This window comes from Mycobacterium sp. FW102-FHT13B02 (assembly GCF_058790275.1).
The window spans coordinates 387,121-407,510 of sequence record NZ_JBYTCM010000002.1 but is presented as its reverse complement, the minus strand read 5'-3'; the positions used below and the strand labels follow the sequence as shown (position 1 = coordinate 407,510).

At 66.0% G+C, this 20,390-nt stretch carries 18 protein-coding genes; 9 read left to right on the top strand and 9 right to left on the bottom strand.

Annotated features, from left to right (window positions below; genetic code table 11):
* Positions 1–25 precede the first annotated feature (25 nt).
* The 6 genes from AC3WTE_RS04860 (at position 26) to AC3WTE_RS04835 (ending at position 7,337) form a co-directional block, all read left to right on the top strand.
* The gene (locus AC3WTE_RS04860; protein WP_492436062.1) at positions 26–2,866 is read left to right on the top strand and encodes an aminotransferase class I/II-fold pyridoxal phosphate-dependent enzyme; all 2,841 of its coding nucleotides are present in this window, start codon (positions 26–28) and stop codon (positions 2,864–2,866) included.
* Positions 2,867–3,043: 177 nt separating this feature from the next.
* A complete protein-coding gene (locus AC3WTE_RS04855; RefSeq protein ID WP_492436060.1) occupies positions 3,044–3,799 on the top strand; it encodes a cutinase family protein in 756 nt (251 codons plus the stop codon).
* A gap of 614 nt (positions 3,800–4,413) precedes the next feature.
* Positions 4,414–4,956, top strand: coding sequence for a WXG100 family type VII secretion target (locus AC3WTE_RS04850; RefSeq protein ID WP_492436059.1), 543 nt, complete (start codon positions 4,414–4,416; stop codon positions 4,954–4,956).
* A 15-nt stretch (positions 4,957–4,971) separates the two neighbouring features.
* Positions 4,972–6,153 (top strand): hypothetical protein, encoded by a 1,182-nt coding sequence (locus AC3WTE_RS04845; protein WP_492436057.1) that lies wholly within the window; start codon positions 4,972–4,974, stop codon positions 6,151–6,153.
* Complete coding sequence (locus tag AC3WTE_RS04840) at positions 6,150–6,725, top strand: hypothetical protein (RefSeq protein ID WP_492436055.1); 576 nt, start codon at positions 6,150–6,152, stop codon at positions 6,723–6,725. The genes AC3WTE_RS04845 and AC3WTE_RS04840 overlap by 4 nt, the downstream gene beginning before the upstream one ends.
* Positions 6,726–6,881: 156 nt before the next feature.
* Positions 6,882–7,337: a hypothetical protein gene (locus tag AC3WTE_RS04835; RefSeq protein WP_492436053.1), complete on the top strand. Its 456-nt coding sequence runs from the start codon at positions 6,882–6,884 to the stop codon at positions 7,335–7,337.
* On the opposite strand, the gene AC3WTE_RS04830 is transcribed toward AC3WTE_RS04835, so the two are convergent.
* The 5 genes from AC3WTE_RS04830 to AC3WTE_RS04810 all read right to left on the bottom strand — a co-directional run bounded on the left by AC3WTE_RS04830 (position 7,265) and on the right by AC3WTE_RS04810 (position 11,474).
* A complete protein-coding gene (locus AC3WTE_RS04830; RefSeq protein ID WP_492436051.1) occupies positions 7,265–8,224 on the bottom strand; it encodes a Ppx/GppA phosphatase family protein in 960 nt (319 codons plus the stop codon). The genes AC3WTE_RS04835 and AC3WTE_RS04830 overlap by 73 nt on opposite strands.
* Complete coding sequence (locus tag AC3WTE_RS04825) at positions 8,215–8,706, bottom strand: DUF501 domain-containing protein (protein ID WP_459368447.1); 492 nt, start codon at positions 8,704–8,706, stop codon at positions 8,215–8,217. Before AC3WTE_RS04825 ends, AC3WTE_RS04830 begins: the two co-directional genes overlap by 10 nt.
* On the bottom strand, positions 8,699–9,394 hold the full coding sequence (locus AC3WTE_RS04820) for an FtsB family cell division protein (RefSeq protein ID WP_492436049.1): 696 nt from the start codon (positions 9,392–9,394) through the stop codon (positions 8,699–8,701). Before AC3WTE_RS04820 ends, AC3WTE_RS04825 begins: the two co-directional genes overlap by 8 nt.
* Before the next feature lie 23 nt (positions 9,395–9,417).
* Positions 9,418–10,707 carry a phosphopyruvate hydratase gene (gene eno / locus AC3WTE_RS04815; RefSeq protein ID WP_459368445.1) on the bottom strand — a complete coding sequence of 430 codons (1,290 nt, stop codon included), beginning with the start codon at positions 10,705–10,707 and terminating at the stop codon, positions 9,418–9,420.
* A gap of 98 nt (positions 10,708–10,805) precedes the next feature.
* Complete coding sequence (locus AC3WTE_RS04810) at positions 10,806–11,474, bottom strand: lytic transglycosylase domain-containing protein (RefSeq protein WP_407665901.1); 669 nt, start codon at positions 11,472–11,474, stop codon at positions 10,806–10,808.
* Between the two features lie 251 nt (positions 11,475–11,725).
* On the opposite strand from AC3WTE_RS04810, the gene efeU reads away from it, so the two are divergent.
* The 3 genes from efeU to efeB are packed head-to-tail and all read left to right on the top strand — an operon-like array spanning position 11,726 to position 15,115.
* Positions 11,726–12,622 (top strand): iron uptake transporter permease EfeU, encoded by an 897-nt coding sequence (gene efeU / locus AC3WTE_RS04805; RefSeq protein WP_492436047.1) that lies wholly within the window; start codon positions 11,726–11,728, stop codon positions 12,620–12,622.
* Positions 12,623–12,651: 29 nt separating this feature from the next.
* Positions 12,652–13,806 carry an iron uptake system protein EfeO gene (gene efeO / locus AC3WTE_RS04800; protein WP_492436298.1) on the top strand — a complete coding sequence of 385 codons (1,155 nt, stop codon included), beginning with the start codon at positions 12,652–12,654 and terminating at the stop codon, positions 13,804–13,806.
* Positions 13,787–15,115: an iron uptake transporter deferrochelatase/peroxidase subunit gene (gene efeB / locus AC3WTE_RS04795; protein WP_492436046.1), complete on the top strand. Its 1,329-nt coding sequence runs from the start codon at positions 13,787–13,789 to the stop codon at positions 15,113–15,115. Before efeO ends, efeB begins: the two co-directional genes overlap by 20 nt.
* On the opposite strand, the gene AC3WTE_RS04790 is transcribed toward efeB, so the two are convergent.
* The 4 genes from AC3WTE_RS04790 to mfd form a co-directional block, all read right to left on the bottom strand.
* Positions 15,088–15,375, bottom strand: coding sequence for a hypothetical protein (locus AC3WTE_RS04790; RefSeq protein WP_492436044.1), 288 nt, complete (start codon positions 15,373–15,375; stop codon positions 15,088–15,090). The two genes, efeB and AC3WTE_RS04790, sit on opposite strands and share 28 nt — an antisense overlap.
* A gap of 127 nt (positions 15,376–15,502) precedes the next feature.
* Positions 15,503–15,667: a hypothetical protein gene (locus AC3WTE_RS04785; protein WP_492436042.1), complete on the bottom strand. Its 165-nt coding sequence runs from the start codon at positions 15,665–15,667 to the stop codon at positions 15,503–15,505.
* An 18-nt stretch (positions 15,668–15,685) separates the two neighbouring features.
* Positions 15,686–16,642 (bottom strand): nucleoside triphosphate pyrophosphohydrolase, encoded by a 957-nt coding sequence (locus AC3WTE_RS04780; RefSeq protein ID WP_492436040.1) that lies wholly within the window; start codon positions 16,640–16,642, stop codon positions 15,686–15,688.
* Complete coding sequence (mfd, locus tag AC3WTE_RS04775; RefSeq protein WP_492436038.1) at positions 16,639–20,292, bottom strand: transcription-repair coupling factor; 3,654 nt, start codon at positions 20,290–20,292, stop codon at positions 16,639–16,641. Before mfd ends, AC3WTE_RS04780 begins: the two co-directional genes overlap by 4 nt.
* Positions 20,293–20,390: the final 98 nt, after the last annotated feature.

Below are 20,390 nucleotides of genomic sequence, written 5' to 3'. Positions count from 1 at the left end.
GAATGCACCTGTGAAAAGGCTGGAAATGGCAGACAATTCGCGCGCGTACAACAGTGTCTGGCAACTGCGGGGCGACGCCTGGTGCCGCCTCGAAGAGGCCGCCGACCGGCTGACCCGGACCACCACCGTCGGCGATCTCAAGGAGCAGTACGTCAGTATCTGCCGAGAGCTCCTCGCGACGCTGACCCCACTGGAGCCGTATTGGGCGTACCCCGGTTCCCTCCAGTTCGCCAAGGTGCAGCGGTTGTTCAGCGCCGGCGCCTACGACAAGTTCGCCAAAGCCGTCGCCCGCATCAACCGCGCGCTCACCACCGAGTCCTACCGGACCGGCGACGTCGACCACGCCGGCATGGATGACACCGACATGTTCCCCACCGACCCGCGCACGCTGGAACAGCAGCCCGTTACCCGGCGCGAACAGCTGTACTTCGAGGTGCTGATCGTCGAGAAGATGACCGAGGCCCAGGAGCAGGCGCTGCGCGCAGAGGTTCGCAGCTGGCGCCGGCCCGACGACGAATTCGTCTACGAACTGGTGGTGGTCGCCAGCGGTGACGAAGCGTTGATCGCAGCCCGGCTGAACGTCAACCTGCAGGCCGTCGTGATCCGGCGGCGGTTCAGCCACCAGTCCGAGCGCGACCTTTCGACGCTGGCGGAGTTCGTCGACACCAAGGTGTCCGCGGTGCTGGACGACCACAAGTCGCCCGACGAACGCGCACAGATTCTCGCGTCGTCACTGCAGGAACTGCGGCCCGAACTCGACCTGTATCTCATGACGGAGATCGAGGTCGAAGACATCGCCGGCCGCCTCGGCCCCCACTTCCGCCGGGTGTTCCACGCCCGCGAGGGCGTGCTCGAACTGCATCTGTCGATCCTGCAGGGCGTCGCCGAGCGTTACCGCACACCGTTTTTCAGCGCGCTCAAGCAGTACAGCCACCGGCCCACCGGGGTGTTCCACGCGCTACCGATCAGCCAGGGCAAGTCAATTGTCAACTCGCACTGGATAAAAGACATGGTGAGCTTTTACGGGCTCGACGTGTTCATGGCCGAGACATCCGCGACCTGCGGCGGACTGGACTCACTGTTGGAGCCGACGGGGCCACTGCGTGAAGCGCAGCAGCTCGCGGCAGAGACGTACGGTTCGCGGCGCACCTACTTCGTCACCAACGGCACGTCGACAGCCAACAAGATCGTGACCCAGTCGCTGGTGGCGCCCGGGGACATCGTGCTGCTGGACCGCAACTGCCACCAGTCGCACCACTACGGAATGATGATGGCCGGAGCCAACGTCATCTACCTCGAGGCCTATCCGCTGCCCGACTACACCATGTACGGCGCGGTGCCACTGCGTGAGATCAAGTCAAAGTTGTTGGCGCTCAAGAATGCCGGCAAGCTCGACCGCGTCAAGATGATCTCGCTGACCAACTGCACCTTCGACGGCATCGTCTACGACGTGCAGCGGGTCATGGAGGAATGCCTGGCCATCAAGCCCGACCTGGTATTCCTTTGGGACGAAGCATGGTTCGCGTTCGCGCGGTTCCACCCGGTGTACCGCGACCGCACGGCCATGGCGTCGGCCCGCCGGCTGCGCGACACGCTGGCCGAGCCTGAGTACCTCGCCGCCTACCAGCGTCAACTGAAAGCGGACATCGAAAATCCGCCCACCGACCAGGAATTGCTCGAACGCCGGCTGATCCCGGACCCGGCAAAGGCGCGCGTGCGGGTATACGCATCGCAGTCGACACACAAGACGCTGACCTCGCTCCGCCAGGGTTCGATGATCCACGTGTTCGACCAGGACTTCGAGCAGAAGGTGGCCGAAGCCTTCCACGAGGCGTACATGGCACACACGTCGACCTCGCCCAACTACCAGATTCTGGCGTCGCTGGATCTGGGCCGGCGGCAGGTGGCACTGGAGGGTGTCGAGCTGGTGCAGCGCCAGATCGAGAATGCCATGCAGTTGCGGGACGCCATCGATAATCACCCGTTGCTGAGCAAGTACATGCGGTGCCTGCGCACCTCGGATCTGATCCCCGATGAATTCCGGGCCAGTCACATCGAGCAGCCGCTGCGCTCCGGGCTGCAGAACATGATGACCGCCTGGGATAAGGACGAATTCGTCCTGGACCCGTCCCGGATCACCCTGTCCATCGGGCACACCGGCTACGACGGCGACACGTTCAAGCGCGAGCAGTTGATGGACCGGCACGGCGTGCAGATCAACAAGACTTCACGCAACACCGTGCTGTTCATGACGAACATCGGCACCACCCGCAGTTCGGTGGCCTTCCTCGTCGAGGTGCTGGTGAAGATCGCCGCCGAGCTCGACGAATCGGTCTCCGAGATGGGCCTCGGCGAGCGCAGCCGGTTCGAGCAGAAGGTGCGACGCCTGACCACGCCGTCGGCCTCGCTGCCGAACTTCAGCGGGTTCCATCCGGTGTTCTGCGACGTGACCTGGAACAACGGCGCCATACCCACGCCGGAAGGCGATGTGCGCCGCGCCTTCTACCTCTCTTACACCGACACCAACTGCGAATACCTGACCACCGATGAGGTGTTCGAGAAGTTGGACAACGACGTGGACGTCGTCTCGGCGACGTTCGTGACGCCGTACCCGCCGGGTTTCCCCGTGCTGGTGCCGGGCCAGGTGTTCAGCCGCGAGATCCTCACCTTCCTACGAGACCTCGACACACCCGAAATCCACGGCTACAACCCGGACTTCGGCTACCGCGTGTATACGGCGAAGGCGATCGAGATGTGCCGGCCTGTCATCACCCCGGCAGCGCAGATTGCCACGCCCGCGGCTCCTGCACCCGAGGCGGTCGCGGCGCCCAAGCCCAAGAAAAGCGCCGCCAAAGCGAGTAGTTGATGCCGGGCGGCCATCGCCGAAATTGGAAGGGCAAGGCCAACGCAAACCAGCCCGCAGTTCATCCCCGATGCTTAGTTGCGCTAGGTATGTGTTAGGTCACACCAACCGCGTGGAATCGCAGCTCCCCGATTCGGCTTATACCAGGCAACTGGTAATTCAAGGGACGGGGAATACAACATGAGCGCCATTCGTATCGCGGCGGGCAAGGTGGCATTGACCGCCGTGGCTGCCTTCACGATCATCGCCGGCGCCATCGCCGGCCCGGTCGCCACCGCCAACGCCGCCGACGACTCCTGTGCGAACGTCGAGGTCGTCTTCGCCCGCGGCACCTTCGAAGCTCCTGGCGTCGGAGCCACCGGTCAAGCCTTCGTCGACGCACTGAATGCGCGCATGCCCGGCCGGAACATCGACGCCTACGGCGTGAACTACCCCGCCTCCCTGGACTTCGGCCAGGCCGCCGAGGGCGTCGCCGACGCCACCAACCGCATCGAGTCCATCGCCGCCTCGTGCCCCGCCACCAAGATCGTCATCGGCGGCTACTCGCAGGGCGCGGCCGTCGCCGGTTACAGCACCATGAGCAACGTCCCGGCCGGATTCGTTCTGCCCGCCGGCATCAGCGGCCCGATGCCCGCGTCGGTCGCCTCGCACGTCGCCGCCGTCGTTCTGTTCGGCACCCCGAGCCCGTTCGTGCTGAGCGTTGCCGACCGCGGTGCGCCCGCCATCAACATCGGCGGGGCCTACGCCGGCAAGACCATCCAGTTGTGCGCCCCTGGCGACCCGATCTGTGGTGGTGGCATGGACCGCTCCGCTCACAGCGCCTACAAGTTCAACGGCATGGCCAACCAGGCCGCGGACTTCGTCGCCCGCCAGCTGGGCGCCCCCGCCGCTCCGGCCGCCCCCGTGGTCCAGGCATCGGACGACACAGCCAACTGAATCACCCCCTGCCGACGGCCGGAAGTCAGTCTCACGAGGACTGGTTCCGGCCGTCGGTCTGTGATGCCGGCGTCCCGACTCCTACGCCGAACGTGTCGCTTACCGTCCATTTTTCGCGCGCGTCACCGCGCTGGTCGTCACACTCGGCGTAGCATCTGACATCGACCAGTGGCTCCGGCGACCTTCACTCAGCCCCGCGCCCGAACTATGGTGAAGTAGTCATATCTCGATAAGCCGAGACAAACAGGGGTGAACAGTAATGAAAGTTTCCACCAAGAACGTGTCGACCTGTGGCTGTCAGTGCAACGCCTGCCGCGACGGACACCACTGCCACAACCGCCCGAACTGCAAGGTCTAGCTAGAACCGCTTCCGCGCGCGACGCGCTAGAACGTCCGTCGTGTTGCGGTAGTTGCCAGTTCTGCCAATCCCCCTTTGGCGCGTGCCTGACGCGCCGAAGGGGGATTTTCGTTGTTCGGCTGTGGTGGTCTCGCATCAGCGATTTTGACGCAGGGGCCGGCCGCCGCTGCTCTTACGAACGTTGGGAGGACGTGTTTTTGACGCCAAGAGCAGGGTGCGGCGAAACAGCTGAAGGTAAATGCCGATGCGGCTTTGAATGCGGGACGCGGCGGGACTCCGAGATGAGCTGGCACGTCGATACCTGCGCGTTTTCGGTGCTAGCGATCAACCGGACAAGGCGTGGAGGCGTCGTGCCAGAACTCTACGGCGTCCCACATCGTCAGTGTCCCGTCTTGGTGTCGGAGAGCGGTATGGGCGCCGGGTAGCATTTCGGCAGCCGGTAATTCATCGTCGCCACAACTCGTCGGGGGGGACTGTGTCGAATTTGCGTGTGGACCCTGTCGACTTGGCGCTGTCCGCCGATCATATGGATATGCACGGCCGCGATTTGCAGGTAGCGCACGCATCCGCGAACGCAGCGATCGACAGCGCCGGGGCCGGATGGGTCGGAACATCAGCCGTAGCTCTGCAAGCCCGGCTCGCCGAATGGCAGGCCGTCACCGACGATCTATGCCTGCAAATCACGACGATGGGCGAGCACTTCCGCGTTGCCTCGCAGCGTTACAGCCAAGCGGACGCGAGCTCCGCCGATGCCCTGGCCCGCGAAATAGGGCCGGCGGCTGGGCCGGCGCCCCGCTGAGGTCACCGCCCGAGGATGACTGTCTCCCTCGCCGACGTCGACAAGTGGAGCTCCTGGGCGATCCACGAGGTCGCCGACGCCATGGCTGGCCGCGGATCATCGGCCGAACAGGTCATGACAGGCCTGACAATCCTTCCTATTGTCGCGAGTTGGACCGGGCAAGCCAGCGATTCGGCACGTGTATCGCTGGACCGTTTGAGTTCGCAGCTGGGCAACCATTCCGAGCAGATGCAGGCGGCCGCGTCAGCGTGCTGGAAGCTCGCTGACGATGTGGAGGGACTCAAAGCCATAGTTGCCGCGATCGACCGCGACGCGAGCGCCGAGGGTTTCAATATTAACCGCGTCACGGGAGAAGTCACCCCCACCGACCCTGATCGGCTGGCATCGTCGGTGGCGTACCAGCAGCAGATGGCCGACCTGCAGCGCCGCGTCACCGCAGCGCTCGCCGAAGCGAACACCATCGACGAGGCACTCGCGCACACCCTCAGTCTCGAACTGCCCCAAGGCACTCCCGCTCCTGCCGCCCCCGGCCCGGAACCGGCATTGCCCCCACCGCGCACCCCGGGAGCCAATGACGACCCCTGGCAGCATGGCGGGGATCGCCGGTGGACATCGGTGGCAACCGAAGGCCTCAAACAAAAAGCGGTCGCCGCAGCCGAACTGGAGATGCTGCGCAACGGTCAGACCAACGCTGCTGCGTTCCTGGACCACTACCTGGACAACACCGGCGCACCAAAGACGCTACCTCCGGACGTCATCGACAAGTGGCTCAGCGACAACGCCAACGGCTACAACGACTTTGCCGCGGCGCCGGTTGCCCAGGTCAACTCGAATCTGCAGTCCATCACCCGCGACGCTCTCGCCCAAGCGCGCAGCACAGGAAAGCCGGTCACGTTGTCCGGGACCACCCCGTGGGCCGTAGTGGCCGGCAGCGACGGCGACGAGGTGCGCACGCTCGGCCACTATTCAGTGTCAACCGCGTACACGATCACCATGAATCCCGACGGCACCTACGCCGCCAATTACCGCAACGATGTCACTGACTGGTACAACTTCGCCACCACATCTCCGATGCCTTCTGACCTCAGCCATAACATCTCCAACATGGCGCACGACCTGCAAGCGGTCGGCATTGCCCAAGACTTCTTGGTCACCGGATCGGGCAGCGTGCAGCGCGTCCAGGGAAGGATGCCATGAGCATCGTCATCGATTTCGCCCGCCGGATCGCAGCCACCGGCATGATCACCGTCGGGGTGCTGGCAACTGCTGCTTGCGCATCTGATCAATTGGAGACGACCAAGGACATACCGAAAGATCAAGCTGTTCAACAGATTAACGCTGCGTTTGTCCACGCACGCGTCCCGGCCAGCTTTACGCCACTAGCCGCCACCGTCAGCACGACCACCTGGGGCTCAGAAGCGCGGACCGTCAAAGCCGCCTTCACCGCCCGAAAGGCTGACTTCGATACATTCATGACAACGGTCAGCACCCAAGGCGATCCGACGTGGATGAAAGACACCTCGAATAGCTGCCCTCCTGACAGCGGCACACACCCCGCACCGGTGGCATACGCGCCACCTCCGCCGCTGTTGAAGAATTGGTACGACCGCGGAATCTTCCAGCGCTGCACAGCCATTGAGTCGTGGGCTATCGCATCGACTGAATTCAGTGACACCGCCCGCTCGGCAGGGCACATCTTCGTGCAGCCGACCGACAACGCCACGGACCCCGGCGAAGTGACTGTACTCATCGGGACGACGGTAGCCTAACCTACTGCGGCGGAACGGGAACCCGGCCCGCGCGATGTCCTCGCCCGCGGCCGAAGCCAACATCCCCACGCTCGGTGGGCGATCTCCAACCGCGCCGGAACAGCCGTGTGTGTGCTCGGGCCACCACCGCTGGACCATTGGTAGAAACGAACGACAATGACTGCGCACCACCAACTATTCATTATCACGAACAAGCCTGAGCATAGGGTCATAGCAGATCTTGCCGCAGCCACGGGTACCGAAATCACACCGATTCAAGCGGTATCCGAAGGGCCGACTTACGGCGGAAAATTCGACGACAGCATTACAGAGGTCGAGACGCAGCACGATTTTGACGACGATCTAGGTATCAAATTCAGCCAATACCCAATGGTGGTTACGATTCGCGACGCGAGCGGCGATAAGTCCGCAGAAGAAAAAAATGCACGCGATGTTTCCGAAAAACTCAAGAATATCGGCGGCTACAAACTTCTCCTGGCTTTTGATCTACAGAAACTGCTGGCACAGTTTCGATTCGGAGGTAGCTCCGACAGTCGACGTCAGATGGACAGCGCGATGCCGTCCAGGATGTCGTGTTCGCTGACCACCAATTCCGTGATCCCCGCCCGCTGACCGAATTCGCGGGCCAATTCCTCGACGACGATCGAGCCGCCACCGATCACCGGCACCCGGCCCGGGTGCATGGGGCCGAGCTCGGCGCGTTGCGCACGGGGCATCGCGATCAGCTCGTCACACACTTTCACCACTTCGGGAATTCCGATGCGGGACAGGTGAATCGCCTCGGAGTCGTACTCCGGTAGGCCCAGCGCCAGCGCGGCAATCGTGGTGAACGTGCCGGCCACGCCGACCCACGTCGCCGCACCTTCGATCGGCACCACATCGAGGGCTTCGGCCAACTTATCGCGGACCACGGCACGCGCCGCGGCCACTTCGTCGACGGTGGGCGGATCGGACTGTAGGCAACGCTCGGTGAGCCGCACGCAGCCGATGTTGGCCGAGAAGCTGGCCACCACGTCGGCAACGGCAGGACCGGAACCGCCGAGCACCACCTCGGTCGAACCGCCACCCAGGTCCACGACCACGAAAGGCCCTGTGGCCGGGTCTAATTCACCGACGGCACCGCGGAAGGACAATGCGGCTTCCTCGGTCCCGGTGATCACCTCGGCCACCGCGCCGGGCATCACCCGACCCAATTGGCGCGCCGTCATGGCGAAGAACTCGTCGCGGTTGCCGGCGTCGCGGGCCGCCGAAGTCGCGACCATGCGCACCTTGGCCACGTCGTGCGCCAGCATCACCTCGACATAGTCGGTCAGTGCGGCCTCGGTACGGGCCAATGCGGCGGGCGCGAATTGTCCTGTGGCGTCCACGCCTTCGCCGAGGGTGACGATCCGCATCTCGCGGTGGACATCCTGCAGCCGACCATCAGAGACGTCAGCGATCAGCAGCCGGATGGAATTGGTACCGCAGTCAACAGCAGCGACTCGCGAACTCACACCCACACCTTCGGATCCAGAATCCCGGCCATCGCCGGTTCGACTGCCAACAACGCCAGCGCCTCGTCACCAAAGGGATTGACGCCCGGGCCTTTTGCCAACGAATGCGCCATCACCACGTGCAGGCACTTCACCCGGTCCGGCATCCCGCCGCCGGAGAACGTCGTCCCCAGCGATTCTATGGCGTCCCGCTCAGCCAGGAACGACTCGTGCGCCCGCAGATACGCCGCCGCCAGCTCTTCGGAGTCCTGCAGGCGTTCGGTCATGTCCTTCATCAGACCGGACGACTCCAGCCGGCTCGCCGCGGCCGTCAGCGCCGGATGGGTCAGGTAATACAAAGTGGGAAAAGGAGTTCCGTCGGGCAATCGCGGCGCGGTCTTCACCACGCCGGGTTCACCATTGGGGCAGCGGTACGCGATCTCCAGCACACCGCGCGGTTCGCGCCCCAGTTGGGCCGCAACGGCTTCCAGATCAGCAGCGTCAACCACCGGGCGGCGCCTGAGGTGCGGGCTCGTCCGTCGGGGTCACGGCATCGTTCGGGGTGACGCCATCCGGGCCGGGCGGCACGACGGCCGGCGCCGGCGTAAGTCCGTGCGGCTGATCGGCAATGGTGTGCCACAGCGCGGTGTACCAGGGCTGGTTGCTCTTCGCGGTGGGCGACGGTGCGGGCGCGACGGGTGCCGTCACGGCGCCGGGAGGCAGTTGCACCTGATACGGGATATCGCCCGGCATCACGAAGCCCAACCGCTCACGGGCCTGCGCGGCGATGTACACCGGGTCGGCCAGCTTCACCTTCTGCTGCTCCAAATTCTTGATCTGCGAACGCAATTGGGCCTCAGCCGTGGCCAGCTGCTGCATCTCGGTGCGCTGCGCGAAGAACGTCCGCACCGGGCCGGCGATGGTCAGGGTCAGCACGCACACGACGACGGCGAGAATCGCCGCTCGCCGTGCCGCCGAGCCCAGCCGCTGCTCGGCATGGTGCTCGACCGACTCCGCATACGCCTGCCGGATCGGCTCCGTGGCGGGCACCGGCAGGTTTTCCGGGACCCGGCGCGGCTCGGCTTTGGGCCGGTTACCCGCCTTGGCCGCCGACGTGCCATTCCCGGCGCGCCCCCGCTTCGCCTCGCCGGGTTTGGCGGGGCGAGAGGCGGGGGAACGCCGCTTGGGATCGGCCATATCGGTAGGTCAGACCCGCGAAACTACTTGGCTTCCAGCGCGAAACGCGGGAAAGCCAGGTCGCCGGCGTACCGTGCGGCGTCACCCAGGGTCTCCTCGATGCGCAGCAGCTGGTTGTACTTGGCGACGCGCTCGCTGCGGGCCGGGGCACCGGTCTTGATCTGACCGCAGCTGCACGCCACGGCCAGGTCGGCGATGGTGGTGTCCTCGGTCTCGCCACTGCGGTGGCTCATCATCGACTTGTAGCCGGCGGCGTGGGCCAGGGCGACAGCGTCCAAAGTCTCGGTGAGCGTGCCGATCTGGTTCACCTTCACCAACAGCGCGTTGGCGGCGCCCTTCTCGATGCCCTCTTCCAGCCGCTCCGGGTTGGTGACGAACAGGTCGTCGCCGACCAGCTGAACACGGTCACCGATCGCGGTGGTCAGCGCCACCCAGCCGTCCCAGTCGTCCTCGGACAGCGGGTCCTCGATGGACACCAGCGGGAAGGAATCCAGCAGCGAGGCATAGAACTCGGCCATCTGCTCAGCGGTGCGAGTCTGCTTCTCGAAGGCGTAACCCGTTCCGTCCGTGTAGAACTCGGTCGCCGCGACGTCGAGGGCCAGCGCCACGTCGCTGCCCAGCTTCAGGCCGGTGGCGTCGATGGCGGTGCTGATCAGTTCGAGCGCGGCGTGGGTGCCGGCGACGTCGGGCGCGAAGCCGCCCTCGTCACCAAGGCCGGTCGACAGCCCCTGCTTCTTCAGCACGGACTTGAGCGAGTGGTACACCTCGGCGCCCCAGCGCAGCGATTCCTTGAAAGTCGGGGCACCGATCGGGGCGACCATGAACTCCTGGACGTCGACGCCGGTGTCGGCGTGGGCGCCACCGTTGAGGATGTTCATCATCGGCACCGGCAGGATGTGGGCGTTCGGGCCGCCGATGTAGCGGAACAGCGGCAGGCCGGCGGAGTCGGCAGCGGCCTTCGCCACGGCCAGCGAGACACCGAGGATGGCGTTGGCGCCGAGGCGCGACTTGTCCGGGGTGCCGTCCAGGTCCAGCAGCGCCTGGTCGATGATGCGCTGGTCGTCGGCGGCCTGGCCGATGACGGCGGGAGCGATCTCGTCGAGCACGGCCTCGACGGCCTTCTCGACACCCTTGCCGAGGTAGCGGGCGCCGCCGTCACGCAGTTCGACAGCCTCGTGCTCACCGGTGGACGCACCCGACGGCACGGCCGCGCGGGCGAACGTTCCATCAGTCAGAGCAACCTCGACCTCGACCGTCGGATTTCCCCGAGAGTCGAGAATCTCGCGGGCTCCGACCTGTTCGATGATTGGCACTTGGGTCTCCCTTTGGCGTCACGGACTCGTGCGAACGCCCATCAGCCTAAACGGTGCCAGGCGCAGGAGTGTGTCAGCTACCCCGGCCGATCGAATACCTATCTTTGATGCCCGTTGGCATATGCCGTCGCCCAGTCGCGCACAGCACGGGCGTAGTCGTCCGACATGTTGTAGGCGTGCAACGCGTCCATCCAGCCATGCGGACTGGACAAATCCTTGCCTCGGTAGCAGAGATAACCAGCCGCTGACAGCGCCGCGTCGTCGATGTTGTCGGGGCTGGCGAAGCCGGTGTTGTTGGCGTCGACGCCGTACAACCGCCAGGTGTCCGGAATGAACTGCATGGGCCCCATGGCGCGGTCGACGGCGCTGTCGTTGTCCATGTTGCCGAGGTCGGAGTCCGAAATCCGCAGGTTGTTCATGGTTCCATCGAGCGGCACGCCCCGAATCGGGGGCGTGACGTCACCGTTCGGCGCGATGGTCGCGCCGCGGTAGGTGCCGTGATGACTCTCGACCATGCCGATGCCGGCCAGCGTCGTCCACGCGATGTGGCACTTGGGGTTCTCGACCTCAGCGACGCGAGCGGCGTACCCGTACGCCTCGAGCGCCATGACCGGAATGCCCAGCGGCGGTGCCAGCTGCTGGGCCCAGTCGTGCAGCTGGTCGGCGCCACGACCCTTCACATGAGTGTTGATCGCGGGCACGGGCGGTCCCGCCGGTGGCGGCACTCCGCGCAGGTAGCCGGGCTGAAACGAGCAACTCGAGGCCATCAGCAGCGCTGTCGCGGCAACGACAGCGCTCGCCCGCAGCCACCGCGCTCGCAACACCGGTACTCCCCCATGCACTGAGATTCTCGACGGATTCGTCGCCCCGCCATCGTCGCATGCCGAGCTGAGTGCACCCGGGAGCGCGAGCTTTCCGGCACGGAACTACGACGGTCGCCCGTCCGCTGATAAGGTTGGCTTGCCTTCCTTTGGCAAGGCAAACCTGTGTTGCTGTTTAGTCTATCTAAGGATTGCGGATGACTACCACTTTCGCGGTCTCGACATCGCTAACTGCCGCAGGCCCCGGCATTTCCTCACAGCTGTTTGGCAGCTTGCTGATCGGCCTCCGCGAAGGCCTGGAGACTGCGATTGTCGTCACCATCCTGATCGCCTTCCTCGTGAAGTCCGACCGCCGCGACGCCCTCAAATGGGTCTGGCTCGGAGTTGCCGGCGCCATCGCGATGACCATCGGTGTGTTCCTCAGCATCCAGCTCAGCGAGAACACCATCTCCGGGCTGGCAGCCGAGGCCATCGCCGGCGTCGCCTCGTTTGTCGCGGTGGTCATCGTCACCACGATGGTGCTGTGGATGCGCAAGGCCGCCGCCACCATCTCCGGCGAGTTGCGCAGCGACATGGCGCGCGCCCTGGAATCGGGCGGTTGGGCGGTCGCCACGCTGGCGTTCCTGGCCGTCGGCCGCGAAGGCGTCGAGACGGCGCTGTTCATGGTCGGCTACGCCAATGCCGAGACCGCGTGGCCGTTGACCGGACTGTTGATCGGCGTGCTCATCGCCATCGCGTTCGCCTACGGCATGTACATCGGGTCGCTGCGGATCAACTTGGCCAAGTTCTTCAAGTACACCGGCGCCTTCCTGGTCGTGGTCGCCGCCGGCATCTTGTCCTACGCCATCGGCGCGCTGCAGACCGTCGGCTGGCTGCCCGGGCTGGGGGCCAAGGCCTTCGATCTGACGGGCGCCTTCAATTGGTCGTCGTGGTACGGCCAGGTGATCCAGGGCGTCTTCAACGTCAGCCCCACCCCATCCGTTCTGCAGTTCGTCTGCTGGCTGGCTTACCTGTTGATCGTCCTGACGCTGTTCCTGCGACCCGTCGCAGCCAAACCCGCCCCTGCAGCCCCCCTCGAAAGGTCCGCTAAGTGAACCTCGCCGCCCTGAACGCCAAGGCCGGTCTGACCGCGCACGCCAGGAGCAAGACGGTAATCGCCTCCGCAGCCCTGCTCGCCGGCCTGACCGCGGTCTCCGCGTGCACCTCCAAGTCGGACGAGAACAAGTCCGCCTCGGGCGAGATCACCGTGACCGCCTCCGACGACGCCTGCAAGCTCTCGGCGACGTCGGCCAAGACCGGCGCGAGCACATTCGTCATCACCAACAACGGCACCAAGGTCACCGAGTTCTACGTCTACGGCCCCGGCGACAAGGTGATGGGCGAGATCGAGAACATCTCCCCCGGCCTGCAGCGCAAGCTGATCGTGCAGCTGCCCGAGGCAGGCACCTACAAGACCGCGTGCAAGCCCGGCATGGTCGGCGACGGCATCCGCGGTGATTTCACCGTCACCGGCGACACCGTCAAGATCGACGACACCGGCAAGTTCAAGGACGCCGCCGACTTCTACAAGAAGTACGTGATCGCCCAGACCAGCGACCTGGTGCCCGCCACCGAGGCTTTCGCCGCTGCGGTGAAGAAGGGTGACGTCGCCGGCGCCAAGGCGCTGTACCCGAAGGCCCGCACCTACTACGAGCGCATCGAGCCGGTGGCAGAGTCGTTCCCGAACGACCTGGACCCACGCATCGACCTGCGCGAGGCCGACGTCAAACCTGGCGACAAGTGGACCGGCTTCCACCGCCTGGAGAAGGAGCTGTGGGTCACCGGTCTGCAGCCCGACAGCGGCGCGGTGGCCGATCAGCTGGTCGCCGATGTCAAGGAGCTCGACGCCGGCGTGAAGGATCCGAAGTGGACCATCGACTCCACCAAGATCGCCGGTGGCGCCCAGGGCCTGCTCGACGAGATCGCCAAGACCAAGATCAGCGGTGAGGAAGACATCTTCAGCCACACCGACCTGTGGGACTTCCAGGCCAACGTCGACGGCTCGCGCACCGCGGTCGGTTCGGTGGACCCGATCCTCGACGAGCGCAACCCCAGCCTCGGCAAGGACGTCGACGCTGCTTTCGACAAGGTCCAGACGCTGCTGGACAAATACCGCCAGGGCGACGGCTTCGTGTTCTACGACAAGGTCACCGAGCCTGAGCGCCAAGAGCTTTCGCAAGCGATTGACGCATTGAGCAAGGAGGTCAGTGAGGTGCAGGGTGTCGTCGCAAAGCAGTGACACTCAGCCGGTGACCACTGAACCGGCCGCGACCGAACGCGGCGCCCACGGCGGACTCAGCCGGCGCAAGCTGTTCGGCGCAGCCGGGGTGACAGCCGCTGTGGTCGGCGCCGCCGCCACCGGCGCGCTGGCCGGCCGCTCCTCGGCGGCCATGGTCGAGGACAGCCTGAGCAAGCCGGTGCCATTCCGCGGCAGCCATCAGGCGGGCATCGTCACCGCCGCGCAGGACCGGATGCACTTCGCCACCTTCGACGTCACGACGGACAAGAAGGCCGACGTGGTGGCGATGCTGAAGAAGTGGACGGAGATGGCCGAGCGCATGACGCTCGGCGAAGAGGCTGTCGCACACGGGGCCATCGGGCTGAACCCGTACGCGCCACCGGCGGATACCGGTGAGGCCCTTGGCCTTTCACCCTCCGCCCTGACCCTGACCATCGGCTTCGGTCCTGGCTTCTTCCGCAAGGACGGCAAGGACCGGTTCGGCATCGACGCCCAGCGGCCGCCACATCTGGTGGACCTGCCCAAGTTCCGCAACGAGAAGCTGGACCCGGCGCGCTGCGGCGGCGACATCGTCGTACAGGCCTGCGCCAACGACCCACAGGTCGCGGTGCACGCCATCCGCAACCTGGCCCGCGTGGGCTTCGGCACCGTCGCGGTGCGGTACTCGCAGCTGGGGTTCGGCCGCACATCGTCGACCACCCGGAACCAGTCCACCCCGCGAAACCTGTTCGGGTTCAAGGACGGAACGAACAATATCAAGGCCGAGGACACGTCGGCCATCGACAAGCACATCTGGGTCGGCACCGGCGACGGACCGGCCTGGATGACGGGCGGCTCGTATCTGATCAGCCGCCGCATCCGGATGCTCATCGAATCCTGGGACCGCACAACGCTGTTGGAGCAGGAGCGGGTGATCGGACGACAGAAGGGCAACGGCGCACCCAACGGGTACACCGACGAGTTCACCCCGCTGGACTTCGACAGCAAGGGCGCCGACGGCGCGCCGATGATCGACGTCAACGCCCACGTGCGCCTGGCCTCCCCCGAGGCCAACAACGGCGTGCAGATTCTGCGCCGCGGCTACAACTTCACCGATGGCTCAGACGGTTTCGGCCATCTGGACGCGGGGCTGTTCTTCATCGCCTTCGTCCGCAACCCGGCCGAGTCGTTCATCCCGATGCAGACCAAGCTGTCCACCAACGACGCGCTGAACGAATACATCACGCACACCGGCAGCGGCATCTTCGCCTGCCCGCCGGGTGTGCGTGATGGTTCGTCGGACTACTGGGGTTCGACGCTCTTCGGCTGATTACCGGGCTGGTCGGCGGTGCGGTAGCGGTTGTAGAACGCCAGTGATGCGACTGCCGCGGCGGCACCGATCACGCCCCACAGCGCGATCTGGAAGACCAGCGAGCCGAACAGGAAGTCGTAGGCGAAGGTCAGATACAGCGACCAGGCCGCCCGGTAGCCCGACCAGAAGGCCAGCAGGCCGGTGCTGATCGCGATGATCAGGCTCTGCTGACGATCGAAGCGGTTGACCTGCTGTTCGATGGCGGCGGGCAGTTTCATGGTGATTCCTTCCTCAGGTTTGTCGGACGCTCGTTGGTCGGCGTCGTTGGAGCAATCACACCGGGGCCGCCCGGCTACCGATCCCAAGTTCTGGGGTTGGCGGGCGGTCAATCGAGCGTGCGTGCACTCAGAAGTTCTCGAACGCAACCGGGTGGCGGAAAACCAGCCCGGAAATCGCCGTGCAGTTGCGTTCGAGCGGTGCGACGCCTGTCACGTTGCCCAGCCTGACCTGACGGCGGAAATCCGCATCGGAGATCGCCGTACCGTCAGGCTCGGGAAGGTAAGTCGGCATGATCGACGAGGCCGCGACTCAGACGTCCTGGACCGGCCAGTGCTCCCGCCACTCATCCTCTGACACCACACCCAGCGGTGCGGCATCCAACTCCACCGCCACCTCGTCGCCGCGGCGGGCGGCGACGATGCGGCGCTCGGCCTCGCGCACGTTGTCGATGAACTCCAGGGCCACTGTGCGCAAAGCACTTTCGGCGTCGACGTGCGGCTCGAGGGTCACCGAGGTGAGACCGGCCGGAAGCAGATCGGCGGGCAGCCCGGCCGTACCGGTCCGTTCGATCAGCTTCTGCGCCAGGGCCAGCGCCGGCAGCGCCGTCGGCACCCCGTCCAGGCAAGACCAGCGGGACGCCTTCGCCTGCATTTCCAAAGCCTTGCGCTCTTCCCACTGCGCAATCTGGTCTTCCAGCGAAATCTCCTGCCCGGCAAGCACTGCCGGAACCCGGTTGCCCAGTTTACGAATCAGCGTGTCGGCGACGTCGTCGATGCCGAACGGGTGCAGCGGCGCATCCTCGGCGATGCGCGCGTGAAACAGCACCTGCAGCAACACATCTCCGAGTTCCTCGCGGACGTCGTCGGCGTTGCCGCCCCGGACCGCGTCGAACAGCTCGTAGGTCTCTTCCAGCAGGTAGCGGCGCAGTGAGTCGTGCGTCTGCTCGCTCTCCCACGGCCCGTTGGTGCGCAGCTTGTCCATCATCGTGACAGCGTCGATGAGTCGCTCACCCGGCTGAGAACCGTCCGCCGTGATCAGCCTCTCGCCTGCGGCCAGCCGGGCGCGCACCTGTGGATGCTCCGGATCGGACGACAGCAGCACCGGTGCCGGGTTGTCGGAATCGCCGTAAGCCGGCCGGCCCGACGGCAAGGACCACGGCACCTTCACCGGCAATTCCTCGGTGTACTGCACGTCGCCGGTCAGCAGCACCAGCGCATCGATCGGCATCAACGAGGGGCGGCGCGGATCGACCAGGACGACCGTCATTTCGACTGCCCCGGTTCGCCCACCGCATTACCTCCCAGGTCGGTTATGTCCACTTCACCAGCCGCTTTCCCGTCGAGCACCAGCAGCAGTCCGGCCACCGCGCGCGCCAGCTCCAGGTCGCGGATGCGGGGCGCGCCCACGCCGGCACCGGCCCGTGGAATGGGGATCTGCACCGTTGCGGTCGTCGCCCGGTACGTCGCGCCGGGGTACATCCGCTTGAGCCGCAACTGACCGGAGTCCATGAGCGTCAGCGGCGTCACCCGGATGGTCGCGTCCGAGATCGCGGTGACCTCGGTGACGCCGTACTCGCGGCACAGCAGCCGCAAGCGAGCGACCGCGACGAGCCGCTGCGCGGGTTCGGGCAGCGGGCCGTAGCGGTCCACCAACTCTTCGACGACGGATGCGACGGCCGCGTGATCAGACGCGGCGGCCAGCCTGCGGTAGGCCTCGAGCCGCAACCGGTCGCTGCCGATGTAGTCCGGCGGCAGGTGGGCATCGATCGGCAGATCGACCCGCACCTCCTTCGGTTCCTCCACGGCCGCAACGGTTTTCCCATCCACCGCGGCGCGGTAGGCCTCCACGGCCTCGCCGACCAGCCGGACGTACAAGTCGAAGCCGACGCCCGCGACGTGCCCCGACTGCTCGACACCCAGCACGTTGCCGGCGCCGCGGATCTCCAGGTCCTTCATCGCAACAGCCATACCGGCACCCAGATCGTTGTTCTGCGCGATGGTGGCCAGCCGGTCGTGCGCGGTCTCGGTGAGCGGGACTTCCGGCGGATACAGGAAGTACGCGTAACCGCGTTCGCGGCTACGGCCGACGCGGCCACGGAGCTGGTGCAACTGTGACAGACCGAAGGTGTCGGCCCGCTCCACGATCAGCGTATTGGCGTTCGAAATATCAAGGCCCGTCTCGACAATCGTGGTGCAGACCAGGATGTCGTACTCGCGGTTCCAGAAGCCCTCGACGGTCTTCTCGAGCATCTCCTCGGGCATCTGCCCGTGGGCCACCACGACGCGCGCCTCTGGCACCATTTGACGCACCCGCGCAGCCGCGTTGTCGATCGACTTCACCCGGTTGTGGATGTAGAACGCCTGCCCGTCGCGCAGCAGCTCGCGACGCAGGGCGGCAGCGACCTGCTTGTCGTCATGCGGCCCAACGTAAGTCAGCACCGGGAAGCGCTCCTCGGGCGGCGTCAGGATGGTCGACATCTCCCGGATACCCGCGAGGCTCATCTCCAGGGTGCGTGGGATCGGGGTGGCGCTCATGGTCAGCACGTCGACGTGCGTTCGCATCGACTTGATGTGCTCCTTGTGCTCGACACCGAACCGCTGTTCCTCGTCGACGATCACCAGGCCGAGATCCTTCCAGGTGACACCGGTCGCCAGCAGCCGGTGGGTACCGATCACGACGTCGACCGAGCCGTCCTTCAAACCCTCGATAACCAAACGGGATTCGGCCGGGTCGGTGAATCGCGACAGCCCCTTGACCGTCACCGGGAAGCCGGCCATGCGGGCGGTGAAGGTCTGCAGATGCTGGTCGGCCAGCAGCGTCGTCGGCACCAGCACCGCGACCTGCTTGCCGTCCTGTACGGCCTTGAACGCCGCGCGGACCGCGATCTCGGTCTTGCCGTAGCCGACGTCACCGCAGATGACCCGGTCCATGGGCACCGGCTTCTCCATGTCGGCCTTGACCTCGGTGATGGCGGTCAGCTGGTCCATGGTCTCGGTGAAGCCGAACGCGTCTTCCATCTCGGCCTGCCACGGGGTGTCCGGGGCGAACGCGTGCCCCGGCGCGGACTGCCGCTTGGCGTACAGCGACACCAGCTCGCCGGCGATCTCGCGAACCGCCTTGCGCGCCTTGGTCTTCGTGTTGGTCCAGTCGCTGCCGCCGAGGCGGCTCAGCGTGGGTTCCTGCCCACCGACGTAGCGGGACAGCTGGTCCAGCGAGTCCATCGGCACGTACAGCCGGTCGGCCCCGCCACCGCGTTTGGCCGACGCGTACTCGAGCACCAGGTACTCGCGCCGCGCACCGCCGACCACGCGCTCGGTCATCTCGACGAACTTGCCGATGCCGTGCTGGTCGTGCACCACCAGGTCGCCGGCTGTCAAGGCCAGCGGGTCGACGACGTTACGCCGTTTGGCGGCAAGCCTTTTGCCTTCGGTGACCGCCGCCCGGTTGCCCGTCAGATCGGTCTCGGTGATGATGACGAGGTTGACGCCGGGCAGCACCAGACCGTCATGCAACGGCCCCTTGAGCACGCCGACGACGCCGGACTTCGGCGCCGCACCGGGCTCCAACATCGTTGCTGCGACGTCGGATTCACCCAGCTGCTCGACGACACGGTGCGCGGTACCGGTACCCGGGGTCACCACCGCGGCGAGCCCGCCGGTGGCGATGTGCGCCCGCAGCATCGCGAAGATCTCTTCGAGGCTCTGCTGGCTGCGGGCCGACGGCGCCGGTCGGATGTCGACCTCGGCGGCGGACTCATTGGCCAACTGGCTGAGCGTCCACCACGGGTGACCGCCGGCGGCCGCGGCTTCCCGGATCTCCACGAAGTCCCGGAATCCCGAACCACCAAGCTGCTCAACGTCAATCGGCGCGTCGCCGCCCACAGCGGCCACCGACCACGAGGCTTCCAGGAACTCGCGGCCGGTCTTGATCAGGTCGGCCGCGCGGGTGCGAACCTTCTCCGGATCGCAGATCAGCAACGGCGCACCCGCGGGCAGCCGATCGGTGAGCAACGCCAGTTCGCCGGGACGCAACACGGGCAGCAGCGCCTCCATGCCGTCGACCGGGATACCCTCCGCCAGCTTCGCCATCATGTCGGCGACGCTGCCGGTGATCTGGTTGTCGCTGCTGGGCAGGCCGGCCCCGATCGCGGCGGCGCGTTCGCGGACGTCGGCGGTCAGCAGCAGTTCGCGACAGGGCACCGCGATCACCGACTCGACGGCGATCTCCGGAATGGAGCGCTGGTCGGCCACCGAGAACATCCGCATCTCGGAGACCTCGTCGCCCCAGAACTCGACCCGCACGGGGTGCTCGGCGGTCGGCGCGAAGACGTCGAGAATGCCACCGCGGACGGCGAATTCGCCGCGCTTGCCGACCATGTCGACGCGCGTGTAGGCCAGCTCGACCAGTCGCGTCACGGTGTCGTCGAAGTCGGCTTCACCGCCGATGGTCAGAGTCACCGGCTCGGCGTCGGTCACCCCGCCGGCCAGCGGCTGCAGCAGCGACCGGGCCGTGGTGACGACGACCCGCAGCGGCGGACCGAGCCGGGCATCATCAGGCAGGGCCAGCCGGCGCAGCACCGTCAACCGGGCACCGACGGTGTCGACGCCAGGCGACAGCCGCTCGTGCGGCAATGTCTCCCACGACGGGAACAACGCCACGGCGTCGCCGTAGACGGCCCGCAGTTCGGCGGTGAGATCGTCGGCCTCACGGCCGGTGGCGGTGACCACCAGCACCGGGCCCGCAGCAGCCAGCGCGGCCGCGACCGGCAGCCGGGCGCTGACCGGGCCGACCAACGCCTGCTCGGCGACGCCCTCGGCGGCATGCCGCGTCAGTTCCTGCAGGCCAGGATCGGTGAGTGCGAGTTGGACGAGCCCCGCCAACGGGGTTTGGATCGATTGCTGCCCCGGGGAGGTCATGATGACACCGATTGTAGTTCGCAGGACTTCGTCAATATTGGGCACCGTCCCGTCAAGGGATCGTCAACGAGGCGCTCACGCGGCGATTTCCGGCGCAG

Bases quoted from the DNA above. Each gene is read 5' to 3' on its own strand.
- AC3WTE_RS04860 (WP_492436062.1), top strand. From the start codon at position 26: ATGGCAGACAATTCGCGCGCGTACAACAGTGTCTGGCAACTGCGGGGC.
- AC3WTE_RS04855 (WP_492436060.1), top strand. From the start codon at position 3,044: ATGAGCGCCATTCGTATCGCGGCGGGCAAGGTGGCATTGACCGCCGTG.
- AC3WTE_RS04850 (WP_492436059.1), top strand. From the start codon at position 4,414: ATGCGGGACGCGGCGGGACTCCGAGATGAGCTGGCACGTCGATACCTG.
- AC3WTE_RS04845 (WP_492436057.1), top strand. From the start codon at position 4,972: ATGACTGTCTCCCTCGCCGACGTCGACAAGTGGAGCTCCTGGGCGATC.
- AC3WTE_RS04840 (WP_492436055.1), top strand. From the start codon at position 6,150: ATGAGCATCGTCATCGATTTCGCCCGCCGGATCGCAGCCACCGGCATG.
- AC3WTE_RS04835 (WP_492436053.1), top strand. From the start codon at position 6,882: ATGACTGCGCACCACCAACTATTCATTATCACGAACAAGCCTGAGCAT.
- AC3WTE_RS04820 (WP_492436049.1), bottom strand. From the start codon at position 9,394: ATGGCCGATCCCAAGCGGCGTTCCCCCGCCTCTCGCCCCGCCAAACCC.
- AC3WTE_RS04810 (WP_407665901.1), bottom strand. From the start codon at position 11,474: ATGGCCTCGAGTTGCTCGTTTCAGCCCGGCTACCTGCGCGGAGTGCCG.
- efeU (WP_492436047.1), top strand. From the start codon at position 11,726: ATGACTACCACTTTCGCGGTCTCGACATCGCTAACTGCCGCAGGCCCC.
- AC3WTE_RS04790 (WP_492436044.1), bottom strand. From the start codon at position 15,375: ATGAAACTGCCCGCCGCCATCGAACAGCAGGTCAACCGCTTCGATCGT.
- AC3WTE_RS04785 (WP_492436042.1), bottom strand. From the start codon at position 15,667: ATGCCGACTTACCTTCCCGAGCCTGACGGTACGGCGATCTCCGATGCG.
- AC3WTE_RS04780 (WP_492436040.1), bottom strand. From the start codon at position 16,642: ATGACGGTCGTCCTGGTCGATCCGCGCCGCCCCTCGTTGATGCCGATC.
- mfd (WP_492436038.1), bottom strand. From the start codon at position 20,292: ATGACCTCCCCGGGGCAGCAATCGATCCAAACCCCGTTGGCGGGGCTC.